Origin of the sequence: Jeotgalibacillus alimentarius (genome assembly GCF_000829445.1) — a bacterium.
GTDB classification, from domain to species: Bacteria; Bacillota; Bacilli; order Bacillales; family Jeotgalibacillaceae; genus Jeotgalibacillus; species Jeotgalibacillus alimentarius.
On record NZ_JXRQ01000029.1, the window covers coordinates 245,188 to 258,172 of the forward strand.

General features: G+C 45.2%; 7 protein-coding genes. 1 reads left to right on the forward strand and 6 read right to left on the reverse strand.

Annotated features, from left to right (window positions below; all coding sequences use genetic code 11):
- Positions 1 to 38 precede the first annotated feature (38 nt).
- Both KP77_RS16070 and KP77_RS16075 read right to left on the reverse strand, forming a co-directional pair.
- On the reverse strand, positions 39 to 575 hold the full coding sequence (locus KP77_RS16070; protein WP_041123747.1) for a hypothetical protein: 537 nt from the start codon (positions 573 to 575) through the stop codon (positions 39 to 41).
- Positions 576 to 585: 10 nt separating this feature from the next.
- On the reverse strand, positions 586 to 1,764 hold the full coding sequence (locus KP77_RS16075) for a ParM/StbA family protein (protein WP_041123748.1): 1,179 nt from the start codon (positions 1,762 to 1,764) through the stop codon (positions 586 to 588).
- Between the two features lie 333 nt (positions 1,765 to 2,097).
- Here KP77_RS16075 and KP77_RS16080 point away from each other — a divergent pair, with 333 nt between their 5' ends.
- Positions 2,098 to 2,706, forward strand: a complete 609-nt coding sequence (locus tag KP77_RS16080; protein ID WP_160289546.1) for a YIP1 family protein — start codon at positions 2,098 to 2,100, stop codon at positions 2,704 to 2,706.
- Between the two features lie 32 nt (positions 2,707 to 2,738).
- On the opposite strand, the gene KP77_RS16085 is transcribed toward KP77_RS16080, so the two are convergent.
- The 4 genes from KP77_RS16085 to gltB all read right to left on the reverse strand — a co-directional run bounded on the left by KP77_RS16085 (position 2,739) and on the right by gltB (position 12,979).
- Positions 2,739 to 4,172 (reverse strand): DEAD/DEAH box helicase, encoded by a 1,434-nt coding sequence (locus KP77_RS16085; RefSeq protein WP_041123750.1) that lies wholly within the window; start codon positions 4,170 to 4,172, stop codon positions 2,739 to 2,741.
- Between the two features lie 104 nt (positions 4,173 to 4,276).
- Positions 4,277 to 6,310 (reverse strand): catalase, encoded by a 2,034-nt coding sequence (locus KP77_RS16090; RefSeq protein WP_041123751.1) that lies wholly within the window; start codon positions 6,308 to 6,310, stop codon positions 4,277 to 4,279.
- A gap of 585 nt (positions 6,311 to 6,895) precedes the next feature.
- The gene (locus KP77_RS16095) at positions 6,896 to 8,383 is read right to left on the reverse strand and encodes a glutamate synthase subunit beta (RefSeq protein WP_041123752.1); all 1,488 of its coding nucleotides are present in this window, start codon (positions 8,381 to 8,383) and stop codon (positions 6,896 to 6,898) included.
- Positions 8,384 to 8,401: 18 nt separating this feature from the next.
- A complete protein-coding gene (gene gltB / locus KP77_RS16100; RefSeq protein WP_041123753.1) occupies positions 8,402 to 12,979 on the reverse strand; it encodes a glutamate synthase large subunit in 4,578 nt (1,525 codons plus the stop codon).
- Positions 12,980 to 12,985: the final 6 nt, after the last annotated feature.

The window sequence follows — 12,985 nt, forward strand, 5'->3', positions numbered from 1 at the left end:
AAAAAGGAACCTATTCCAATAGATTCCTTTTTAATCATTTATTTATTCATTTTGTCTAAGAAACTTCCTAATAAATCATCTAAATCCTCTTCTTTATCTTCCTGAACTTCTTCACGCTCAATTTGAATAGAATCAATCTGGTCCAAATCATCAAATTCCGGTTGTTGTTGTGGTTCAGAATTAAGTTTAGTCTCAACAGGCGGTTCATCTTCCTGAAGATACAGCGCTTCATCCACAGATAAAGATGTGCTGTTCATTGATGCCAAAATAGCTGTTGCTCTGACAGGATCGTTGAGCAGCTGATAGACGATATTGCCAAGCAGTGCCTCTGAATGTGCATGCCTGAGCCATGAACGCTGCTCTTTAGAGAGCTGCTTGGGGAGAGGAACAGTAATTGTCTCTCTTTCTTTTTGACTGTTTTTACCCAGGCCTTCAAGTGCAAACTCAGCAACTTTGCTTGAAAAGTTACGTTTTTCGCTTTCTTTGAGCCTTTGCAGTTCACGCAGTAAATGATCTGGTGTATCAGAAGGGAGGCGAAATGTAATCGCCTGTCCCTTCTTGATGGAACCACTCATTTAATACACCTTATTTGGAAGCTGCTTTCGCTTCTGGCTTTTTCTGAGCAGCTTCCTTACTGTTTTTGCGTACAAAATCACTGATTAGCTTGTGGTAAGCGTTAGCCATCATCCAGATGCTTTCCTTTTCATCCTCGAAGAAGTCGATATTATACCCATCCAGGTTGTTATTAAGCGTCTTAAGATAGTCTTTTAACACCATCGAACCACCGCCAACGAAGTAGCAGATCTCTGTCTGTGAGTTCTTCGCCCAGACATTGCGAAGGTGACGGTATTCTTTCTTTGCAAGGTCCAGAAGAATACGGTCTGTGATGTCGTGTACGCTTGTACGTGACCCCTTCACCATGATATGGTTGCGATCATTTTTCTTTGTAATGATATCTACTACATCACGTCGGGTATCAAGCTCGACCCCGTGACGTGAACGGATTTCCTCACGAATTGCTTCAAGTGATTCAGATACGCCAAGGTTAAAGCCCTGAGCCTTATCATCATCTACATTACGGTTTCTGATTACAGCAATATCAGTAGAAAGTCCTCCTATATCCTGGATCAGGATCTGCTTGTCAATCAGGTCACGGTTAATGATTTTGCCTTCGTTATCCATTACGAGGTTAATAAATGCCGCAAAACCTTCCGGGTATACTTTTACTTCTTCAAACTTAATATTTACTTTTTTACCCTGAAACTTAGGTGTAACAAGGAATTCAACCTGATGTACAGAGCCTAAAAGCTGTGAACGGAAGCCAACGTCTTTCCCTTCTTTTACTTCTCTTAACGGAAGCCCCGTACCAAGTGTATAGGTTGCATCTACTACGTTATTTTTCGCTTCAAAACCACTGTCTTCACGTGCTGCATCAAGGGCAATGCTTGCAAATAACATTACGAGTGACTGGTCCTCTTCAGACTTGCTGCTTCCCGGGTCAAGTTCTGTTGCGTTATCACTCTTAGTCGCAAGGTTACCTACGCGGTAGATTGCGTTGTTGTCCTGCAGGGCAGGGGAGTGAACACGGATATGTAAGCCATCAAGTGGATCCTTCTGATGAAGATCCTCGATTCCGATAACCGGACGATCTTCACGGTCTCTTGCAATCACATTAGGAATATTTAGTTCGTAATCAGATTTCCCAAATAATGCTTTCACTGAATCATTACCAACATCTACTGCTGCAATTCTTGTATTATTCATAATATCCTCCTGGTACTTAAAATGTCTACGGGATCCCCGTTCCCACTTACTTTATATAAGAGAGGTCGAAACGTCAATCAATCATAAGTACTGAAAAATCAGAACAGTTGTATACAAAAATGTATACATGAATACAAACATGTACACATGCCTTTACACCAACATGTATACGTATTTGTATACATGTACACGTTATTGTAAACATAATGTATACAAAATGTTTACATGTGTACGAAAATGTATACATGTCATTATTTATCTAAAATACGGAAAAACATGAAACCAAATACCAGTGTAAATCGTATGAATAATGAAGAGGAAAGGAGCATGAAAATGAATCCGATTATTTCAGTGTGGCGCGAGCCGAAGAAAACAACGCAGTATATGCTCGACCATAATAAATCAACCTTTTCATTAATTTTATTTGCGATATCAGGAATAGGGATTGTACTGAATGCACTTCAGGAGAGTGGAACAATGAATGATGTTCCATTATTGTATGTAGTTTTAATATTTCTGGCAGGGGCTCCAATAGCAGGTATACTATCGTTTTATATCAATGTTGGGTTAAATACAATCGTCGGGAGATGGCTTGGAGGTACAGCTAATGCGAAAAGAATGAAAAAGGCTGTAGGTGTCACTGTTATACCAAACCTTTATTTAACGGCTATTACAGCAGTATTTGCAATCATTTATGGACCACAGTTTTTCGAAACACCAGGGTTTCAGGAGATATCATCACTGCCTACTACTGCTGCTGTAGTCCTTGGCGCATTCACTCTCCTCATCAGTATCTGGCAGCTGATCGTAACAAGTAAAGCGTTAGGCGTAATTCATGAATTTTCAAGCTGGAGAGGATTTGGTGTAACGTTAATCGGCGGGATATTAATCGCTGCAATCATTATCCCTATTGTTACTGCTATTGTTCTTACAAGTATGTAAAAAAAGCCTGGGCTACCAGGCTTTTTTAATGATTATTTCTTCGCAGGGTATACTTTGAGCTTCTTCCCTTTGATTGTAGTCTCTTTTAGTGCAGCAATTACTTTATGTCCTTTACCATTATGAATTTCAATGAAAGAACAGGTCGGTTCGATCGTAATAATGCCTATATCTTCAGCATCAACGCCGCTTATCGCAGTAATTGTACCGACAAAGTCCCCTGCTCTCAGCTTTTTCTTTTTACCACCGTTCACATAAATCTTCAGGATATCCTCACTGACCTTTTCAATCGCTGCAGTTTTTCTTTCCTGCTGTTCGTCCATTTTAGCCCAAAATGCAGCAATATCAGCGGGCGGCACTGCGTCCATTTCAATCAGATTCGCATTGGAATAGTCAATAATCGATGCAAGACGCTCTTCTTCACGTCCTGCCTCTACAAACGATACAACTTTTCCGCTCTTCCCTGCCCTGCCTGTTCTGCCGCTTCTATGCGTATAAGCAGGCAGCTCCAATGGCAGATCATAGTTTACAACCAGCGAGACATTCGCTACATCAATTCCCCTTGCAGCGATATCTGTTGCAATCAGATAACGGAAGTCTCCTCTTTTGAATTCATTCATCACATCAAAACGCTCTTCCTGTACCATTCCCCCATGTATTTTATCGCATGAATAGCCTGCGCGGTCGAGCCGTTCAGTCAGCTCATCCGTACGATCCTGCGTCCGGCAGAAAATCATACACGTATCAGGGTTTTCACTCATCGTGACCTGTTTTAAAAGTTCAAACTTCTGCTTTTCATCTGTTTTCATATAAAGATGCTGAATCAAATCCTCCACTTTGTGCTCAGAAGCGATCTCGAAGCGCTCAGGCGATTTCAGCCACTTTGCAGCCAATGACTCTACTTCTTCAGAAAAAGTTGCTGAGAAGAGCGCTGTGACCCTCTCTTTTGGCATAAATGCCATAATCGATTCCACCTGCTCAACAAATCCTCTGTTAAACAGCTCATCTGCTTCATCAATGATGACGTATTTAAGTTTTGAAGGATCAAATGTCCCTTTTTCTAAATGATCGAGCAGTCTGCCTGGCGTACCGGAAATGATATGCGTTTTTTGTTTCAGTTCAAGCTTCTGCTTAGCAAATGGCTGTCTCCCGTATAAAGCAGTGGCTTTTATACGTTTGAACCGGCCGATTGCAAGTGCATCAAGGCGCACCTGGTCAGCGAGTTCACGTGTCGGCGTAATAATCAGGGCCTGCGGTTTATTTTCTTCCCAGTCAATCTGATCACATAGCGGTATCGCATAAGCGGCTGTCTTTCCGCTCCCTGTCTGCGCTTTAGCCATCAGGTCACGCCCTTTAGTCAGAGCCGGGATTACCTGCTCCTGCACCTCTGTGGGTGATATATATGAAAGTTTCTCAAGTGAGTCCTGAATAGAGGGACTAAGGTTAAATTGTTGCCAGTTTTTCGTCATGTGGTACTCCTTTAAAAGTGATTCTGTTAGTATACCACGGACCCAAAAGAAAAAACTGCCCGGCGCCGGAATAGCGCTGAGCAGTTTTTGTTAAAACAATTAAATTATACTTCTCTGTTCCAGTGACGGTGTGCTTTGATTGCTTCAATAAATGAATGAGTGAAGCTGTCTGCATCATTGCCGTGAACAACACCCGGGCTGTCTGCAATATCATTGGCTTCAAGCCACTTTGTACCTTCATGGGTGGCACCAATCGGCTTGAAGTGCATGAACGCTTCATTCAGGAAGTAAGAAGTGGTCTGTACAAACTTTTTGCTCAGATCCTTACCGCCTACAGCGTAAAGTGCATCATAGAGCACAGAGTCAGCTGTCAGGAAGGTCTGATCCACTTTAAGTTCAGAACCATCTGACCCCTTCAGCATGCCCATAGATTCACTGACCACTTCTACTTCAGCACCTTCTGCTTCAAGCTTTTCAATGATTGAAGGTACATTACCTTCAAAACCATCTCCGGCGATCAGCAATACCTTACGTGTTGCTGCAGATTTAACCGTATTCTCCTGACTTAGTGCAGGTGAGGATTTTGTTACGCCTGTATCACTGCCTGTCGGAGCTTCAACACCAATGTTTTTCGCCACTTCAGTTGCAAGTTCCATGCTTACATTCGCGAACATATCCACTACCTGTCGGCGCACTGACTCGCTCTTACACTTCCCAAGCTCAAAACTGAATGCATTTTTGATATGTTCCTTTTCAGGTGCACTCATACTGTTCCAGAAAAGTGTAGCTTGTGAAAAGTGATCCTTAAAGCTGTCACTCCGCGCACGGACTTTACGCCCTTCCATTTTCTCCTGATAATGTTCAAAGCCGCCTTCTTCAGGCGTGGCAGGCTCAGGCGTGTTATTTGCAAGTGAGTTTTTATGATAACTTACCTGACCCTTATTAATCGTCTGTCTGCCATAACCATCACGCTGGTTATTATGGAATGGACATACAGGGCGGTTAATTGGGATTTCATGAAAGTTAGGTCCACCCAGACGGATCAATTGTGTATCTGTGTATGAGAACAGACGCCCCTGAAGTAATGGATCATTGGTGAAATCAATCCCCGGCACAAGATGACCAGGATGGAATGCCACCTGCTCCGTCTCAGCAAAGAAGTTATCCGGGTTACGGTTCAGTGTCATTTTACCAACAATGCGTACCGGTACATCTTCCTCCGGCCAAAGCTTCGTAGGGTCTAATACGTCAAAATCAAACTTGAATTCACCTTCCTCAGAAACCAGCTGAACGCCCAGCTCAAATTCAGGATAGTCTCCGTTTTCAATAGATTCAAAAAGGTCAGCTTTATGGAAGTCAGGATTTTTACCATTTAGTTTCTGTGCCTCATCCCATACAACTGAATGCGTACCGAGTACTGGCTTCCAGTGGAATTTGACAAAATGTGCTTTTCCTTCTGCGTTAACAAAACGGAAAGTATGAACACCGAAGCCTTCCATCATCCGCAGGCTTCGCGGAATCGCACGGTCAGACATTGTCCACATGACCATGTGGGCAGATTCCTGGTTATTTGCTACGAAATCCCAGAATGTATCGTGAGCTGAAGCTGCCTGCGGAATTTCATTGTGCGGCTCAGGCTTCACTGCATGTACAAGATCCGGAAATTTAATCGCATCCTGAATAAAGAATACCGGGATGTTATTTCCTACAAGGTCATAGTTCCCTTCTTCTGTGTAAAACTTCGTAGAGAACCCTCTTGCGTCACGTGCAAGGTCTGCTGAACCTTTAGATCCTGCAACGGTTGAGAAACGGACGAATACAGGTGTTTTTCTCGAAGTATCTGTTAAAAATCCTGCTTTCGTTACATCTTCAAGTGATTCATATAATTCAAATTCACCGTGGGCACCAGATCCTCTAGCATGCACAATTCGCTCAGGAATACGCTCATGGTCAAAGTGCGTCATTTTTTCTCTGAACTGAAAGTCTTCAAGAAGGGTTGGTCCTCTTACCCCTGCCTTTAGTGAAAATTCGTCTTCTGATATTTTAAGCCCCTGATTGGTTGTCATCTTTTTACCGGAGTCGTCTGTTGTAAACTGTTCGAGCTGTTGTTGTTTCTTATTCGGGTTTTCGTTGCTCAATGTTATTCCTCCTTATGTAAATATGTGATGAAACTGCCTTTATCTGTTTCCCTGTTAGTTGTTTCGACAAACAGTTTTTTCCGAAAAATTTCGAAAATAAAAGAACCCGGACAAAAGTCTCAGGTTCTTAATCGTTTCGCTACGCTTCAGGCGGACGCTTTCCGCATGGGTGCGCCGGTTTGTGGCGCCATCCCGCCTCCTCGGCTTCGCCTGCGGGGTCTCACCTGTCCGACTTATCCTGCTGGAGTCGCCGCCTTCCGCTCCGCTGCACTTAGACTTCAATAAATAAACTGTTTAACTCAATAAAATAGACTGGCTTGGTCACAACTTATTTAAGAAACTCCAACCAATTCGCTTTAAACAGAAAGAAGATAAAGCTCGTATGATTGATGAGCTTTACCTTCTTGTTTAATCAAAATTTTATTATCATACCTAGGTTCATTGGAACGGAAGGCGGGTGACTCCGGGACGATTAGAGGGAAGCTGAGACCCCGCAACCGAAGGTGAGGAGGCTCAGCAACCTCCGTCCGGAAAGCCTCCCGCCTGAAGCGGAAATGAACCGGTTTAGATATACATTACAGTGTTTTAAGGTAATACTGTCGCGCCCATCAGGTAGCGGTCGCATTCACGTGCTGCTTCACGGCCTTCGTTGATTGCCCAGACAATCAGACTCTGTCCGCGTCTCATGTCACCTGCTGAGAAGACGCCTTCAACGTTGGTACGGTAGTCTCCGTATTCAGCTTTAACAGTAGAGCGCTCTGTTGTCTCAAGCTCAAGCTGCTTGATCAGGCCCTGTTCCGGTCCGCTGAATCCGATCGCAAGCAGGACAAGGTCTGCTTTCCAAACCTTTTCAGTACCTGGAATCGTTTCACGGATACGGTTACCGTTTTCATCAATGCGAAGCTTTACGTTAATCGTGTGTACTTCCTTGACATTGCCATTTTCATCGCCAACAAACTTAGTTGTCTGTACGGCAAATGCACGCGGGTCAGAACCGAACTTTGCAGCTCCTTCTTTCTGACCGTACTCAATGCGGTGAACGATCGGGTACTGCGGCCATGGGTTGCCCATTGCATCACGGATTGACCCTTTTTTGTCGTAAATATCAAACTGAGTCAGGCTGTTACACTCGTGACGGATTGCAGTTGCCAGACAGTCAGTTCCTGTATCACCGCCGCCGATGACAATGACGTCTTTTCCTTTAGCGGAAATGTAGTTGCCATCTTCAAGGTTCGTGTCAAGAAGGCTCTTCGTGTTGGCATGAAGGAAGTCCATTGCGTAATGAATCCCTTTCAGGTCACGGCCTTCAACCGGAATGTTTCGGTGCACCTGCGCGCCTCCGCAAAGAATAATAGAGTCAAATTCGTCACGCAGTTTTTGAACCGGTACGTTTCCGCCGATTTCAGCATTTGTTTCGAATTGAATCCCTTCTTCTTTCAGGATATTGACGCGTCTTTCAACAACTGCATATGGCAGTTTCATTTCTGGAATTCCGTATGTCAGAAGACCACCTACGCGGTCACTCTTTTCAAATACAGTCACCCAGTGGCCTGCTTTATTCAGCTGAGCTGCAGCTGCAAGGCCAGCAGGACCTGAACCGACAACAGCAACCTTTTTACCAGTACGCTGCTCAGGTGGTTCCGGCACAACCCATCCCTCGTCAAAACCGCGTTCGATAATTGAACGCTCTACCGTACGGATCGCTACAGGGTCTTCGTTAATTCCGAGTACACATGCACCTTCACATGGTGCAGGGCAGGCAATACCTGTGAACTCAGGGAAATTGTTTTTCTCATGTTCACGCTCAAGTGCTTCTTTCCACTTACCCTGATAGACAAGGTCATTCCACTCAGGGATTAAGTGGTTAACAGGACATCCTGTAGTCTGACCGTTGATTTCTGTTCCTGTGTGGCAGGTAGGCACGCCGCAGTCCATGCAGCGCGCTCCCTCAAGTTTCACTTCTTCTTCAGGCATCCGGGCAGTGTAATCTTTCCAATCCTTAATTCGTTCTTTAGGATCGCGTTCACGCTGCGAATGACGGTTATATTCCATGAATCCAGTTGCTTTCCCCATCAAATCCCTCCTTAACGATTATTGTGTAACGGCCTCACGCTTACTCTCTTCAAATGCAGTCATTTCTGCATCTTCTTTTGAAGCGCCGCCTTCAATTAGTTTCTGAATGCGCGTATTAATCTTCAGGTAAGCTTTTGGTACAACGCGGATAAACTGTTCTGAGTACTTCTCCCAGTAAGTCAGAATCCGCTTGCCGTGGCCGCTTTCTGTATAGTCAACATGCTTTTCGATCATGCGATAGACGTCCTGTTTTTCCTTTTCATCTGTCAGACTCTCAACCAGAACAAGCTCTTCATTACAGCGTTCTCTGAAGGAGCCGCTCTCATCAAAGATGTATGCGACACCGCCGGACATTCCTGCTGCAAAGTTACGGCCGGTCTCACCAAGTACGACGACACGTCCGCCAGTCATATATTCACACGCGTGGTCTCCGACACCTTCAACAACTACTTCTGCCCCGCTGTTACGGACGCAGAAACGTTCTCCTGCTACACCGTGAATATAAGCTTCACCATCAGATGCACCATAAAAGGCAACGTTCCCGATGATAATGTTCTTTTCAGGCGGGAATGTGACAACAGGATCCGGGTGAACGATAATCTTTCCGCCGGATAGACCTTTCCCAACAAAGTCATTGGCGTCTCCAACCAGGCGCAGCGTCATACCTTTAGGGATAAATGCACCAAAGCTCTGACCTGCTGACCCTTTAAACGTAAAGTTAATTGTATCTTCAGGAAGCCCTTCAGCACCGTAGCGGCGGCTGATCTCACTGCCGAGCATTGATCCGGTTACACGGTTAATGTTACGGATTGCTGTTGTGAAGAAGACTTTTTCACCTTCTTCAATCGCTTTTCTCGCCTGTGGAATTAGTTCCTGATAATCAAGTGTTTTCTCAAGTCCGTGATCCTGATTCTGCATATGATAACGGCCTACTTTTGCCGGAAGATCCGGTGAGTAAAGCAGTGGTGACAAATCAATGTCTCCAGCCTTCCAGTGTTCAATATCAGGGTTGCGCTCAAGGAAATCTGTGCGTCCGATCATCTCGTTCACTGTTCTGAACCCGAGCTCTGCCATGATTTCACGTGTTTCCATTGCGATAAAACGCATAAAGTTCGCTACGTGCTCAGCATCTCCTGTGAACTTTTTACGAAGCTCAGGGTTTTGAGTAGCAACACCAACCGGGCATGTATCCAGGTGGCAGACACGCATCATGATACAACCAAGTACAACAAGCGGCGCTGTTGAGAAGCCGTATTCTTCTGCACCAAGCAGTGAAGCCATCACGACGTCACGGCCGGTCATCATCTTCCCGTCTGTTTCAATCACGATCCGGTCACGAAGGCCGTTCAGCAGAAGGGTCTGGTGTGTTTCGGCAAGACCGATCTCCCAAGGCAGGCCTGTATGCTTCAGACTTGTTCTTGGAGCAGCACCCGTCCCGCCATCATATCCGCTGATCAGTACAAGGTCAGCCCGTCCTTTAGCCACACCGGCAGCGATTGTGCCAACGCCGACAGCTGATACAAGCTTCACACTGATACGTGCACTTGGATTGGCATTCTTCAGGTTATGAATCAGCTCAGCAAGATCTTCAATCGAGTAAATATCGTGATGCGGCGGTGGTGAAATCAGTTCTACACCTGTTGTAGAGCCACGTACTTCTGCAATCCATGGATATACTTTCTTCCCTGGGAGATGTCCGCCTTCACCCGGCTTCGCACCCTGCGCTACCTTAATCTGGATCTCATCAGCATTCACAAGATAGTGACTTGTTACGCCAAACCGTCCTGATGCAACCTGCTTGATTGCACTTCTGCGTGAATCGCCGTTTGGTGACGGCTTAAAGCGTTCCGGCGATTCCCCGCCTTCACCTGAGTTACTGCGTCCGCCGATACGGTTCATCGCAATCGCAAGTGCCTCATGCGCTTCCTGGGAAATCGATCCGTAACTCATCGCACCTGTTTTGAATCTGCGGCAGATTGCCTCTACCGATTCCACTTCTTCGATCGGGATCGACTGTCCCTTTTTAAATCTCATCAGTCCTCTCAGTGACTGAAGGTTAGCACCTTCACCTGAAAGCAGCTTTGAGTATTTTTTAAATGTCGCATAGTCATTTGTTCTGCAGGCATGCTGCAGTGTGTGGATCGTGCTTGGATTGTACGTGTGATCCTCACCATTGGCACGATACTGGTACTCATCGCCTGACTCGAGGCTTGGTGTGCCTGCACGCTTGTCTTTATATGCGCGCTCATGACGAATAAGCACTTCTTTTTCAATCATATTCATCTTTATGCCACCGATTCTTGACGGTGTTCTTGTAAAGTATTTATCTACTACTTCAGGGTGAATACCGAACGCTTCAAAGATTTGAGCACCTCTGTAACTCTGAATAGTAGAGATCCCGATCTTAGACAGGACCTTAATGACACCATCGGTTGCAGCGTTAATATAGTTTTCTACTGCTTCGCCATATGTCTTGCCTTCAATTTCACCCGTTTTAATCAGATCGCGTACTGTCTCAAACGCAAGGTATGGATTGATTCCTTCAGCACCATAACCAAGAAGTGTCGCGAAATGATGTACTTCGCGCGGCTCTCCGGACTCAATCAGAATACTGACTTTTGTACGTGTACCCTGACGGATCAAATGGTGATGCACACCTGCTACTGCAAGCAGTGCTGGAATCGCCGCTTCACTTGAAGACACACCGCGGTCAGAGAGGATCAGCAATACCTTTCCATCTGCTACTGCCTGATCAGCCTTTTCAAAAATCGCATCAAGAGCTGGCTCAAGACCGCCTTCTTTCGCATCAAACAGTGTGGAAATCGTCACTGCTCCAAAACCATCTAGATTCTGCTGACGCAGCGATTCAAGCTGTTTGTTGTTTAGAATTGGTGTTTTCAGACGGATATGCTTACAGCTTTCAGGTCCCGGCTGTACAAGGTTTCCTTCAGGCCCGATTGTTGTCTCAACCATCGTGATCAGCTTCTCGCGGATCGCATCAATCGCCGGATTCGTTACCTGGGCAAACAGCTGTTTGAAATAGTTATATAAAAGCTGCGGCTTTTTAGACAGCACAGCAATCGGTGAATCATAGCCCATTGAACCGACCGGGTCTTTACCTTCTGACACAAGCGGCTTAATGATTTTATTCAGTTCTTCACGTGTATAACCAAAAGCAACCTGCTGTTCTGCAAGCGGTTCGCCTGTAATTTCAGGTGCCACTTCTGCAGGCTCATCAAGCTCTTCAAGGTCCTTCATATTGGTCAGCCATTCTTTATACGGCTGCTCTGAAGCAATCTGAAGCTTCACTTCCTCATCAGGAATAATCGTGCCTTTTTCAAGGTCAACAAGCAGCATCTTACCTGGTGTCAGACGCTCTTTGTACTCAATATCATCAGCAAAAATATCAAGTGCTCCGACCTCTGAACCTAACACGATCATGCCGCTCTTTGTTACGTAATAACGGGCAGGACGCAGACCATTACGGTCAAGGAACGCACAGATCTGATTACCATCTGTCGTAACCAGTGCCGCCGGGCCGTCCCAAGGCTCCATCAGCGTGCTGTGATACTGATAAAAGTCACGCTTTTCTTCACGAATCGTACTGTCATTTGACCATGGTTCAGGCACCATCATCATGGCAGTATGCGCTAAAGAGCGTCCTGACAGATGAAGGAATTCGAATGCATTGTCAAACATAGATGAATCACTTCCGTCATCATCAATAACAGGAAGAATTTTTTGCAGTTCATCTTCTTTAAAGTAGTCTGAAGCGCACATTTTTTCCCGTGCACGCATCCAGTTCACATTTCCCCTGAGCGTATTAAATTCTCCATTATGGATGGTGTAACGATTCGGGTGAGAACGTTTCCAGCTTGGGAAGGTGTTCGTACTGAAACGTGAGTGGACTAGCGCAAGCGCGGATTTGAAGTCTGGGTGATTCAAGTCAATGTAGAAAGAATCCAGCTGTTCAGGGATCAGCATCCCTTTATACACGATGGTTCTTGTTGAAAGACTGCTCACATAAACATCTTCAAAACCTTCAATGACCGGCAGTTCACGTTCGATCCTTCTGCGGATCACAAAAAGCTTGCGTTCAAAATCCATTTGATCCTTCAGATCGTCAGAAGCTTCAACAAATACCTGGCGGATAGCCGGTTTTGATTTTGTTGCAACTTTACCAACAAAAGAATCATTGATCGGTACAGGTCTCCAGCCTAAGAATCCCTGGCCTTCTTCCTCGATAATCTTTTCAATCATTTCTTTACTTTGCATCCGGGTGTTATGTTCCTGTGGAAGGAATACCATCCCTACGCCATAACGGCCTGAGTCAGGAAGGAATATATTTTCTTTTTCACATTGTTTTTGAAAAAAGCGGTGTGGGATCTGTGTCAGGATTCCGGCTCCGTCACCGGTACTTGTATCGGCTGACTGACCTCCACGGTGTTCGAGGTTACATAGAATGTTAATCGCATTCTGAACGATATTATGCGTTTTTTCCCCATTGATATTGGCAATCATACCAATACCGCATGCTTCATGTTCTAGTTCCGGGCTGTAAAGGCCCTGCGGATCCGGATAACCAGTCTTTTTCATCTAAAC

Coding starts and splice junctions, on each gene's coding strand:
- KP77_RS16070 (WP_041123747.1), bottom strand. CDS start 575: ATGAGTGGTTCCATCAAGAAGGGACAGGCGATTACATTTCGCCTCCCT.
- KP77_RS16075 (WP_041123748.1), bottom strand. CDS start 1,764: ATGAATAATACAAGAATTGCAGCAGTAGATGTTGGTAATGATTCAGTG.
- KP77_RS16080 (WP_160289546.1), top strand. CDS start 2,098: ATGAATCCGATTATTTCAGTGTGGCGCGAGCCGAAGAAAACAACGCAG.
- KP77_RS16085 (WP_041123750.1), bottom strand. CDS start 4,172: ATGACGAAAAACTGGCAACAATTTAACCTTAGTCCCTCTATTCAGGAC.
- KP77_RS16095 (WP_041123752.1), bottom strand. CDS start 8,383: ATGGGGAAAGCAACTGGATTCATGGAATATAACCGTCATTCGCAGCGT.
- gltB (WP_041123753.1), bottom strand. CDS start 12,979: ATGAAAAAGACTGGTTATCCGGATCCGCAGGGCCTTTACAGCCCGGAA.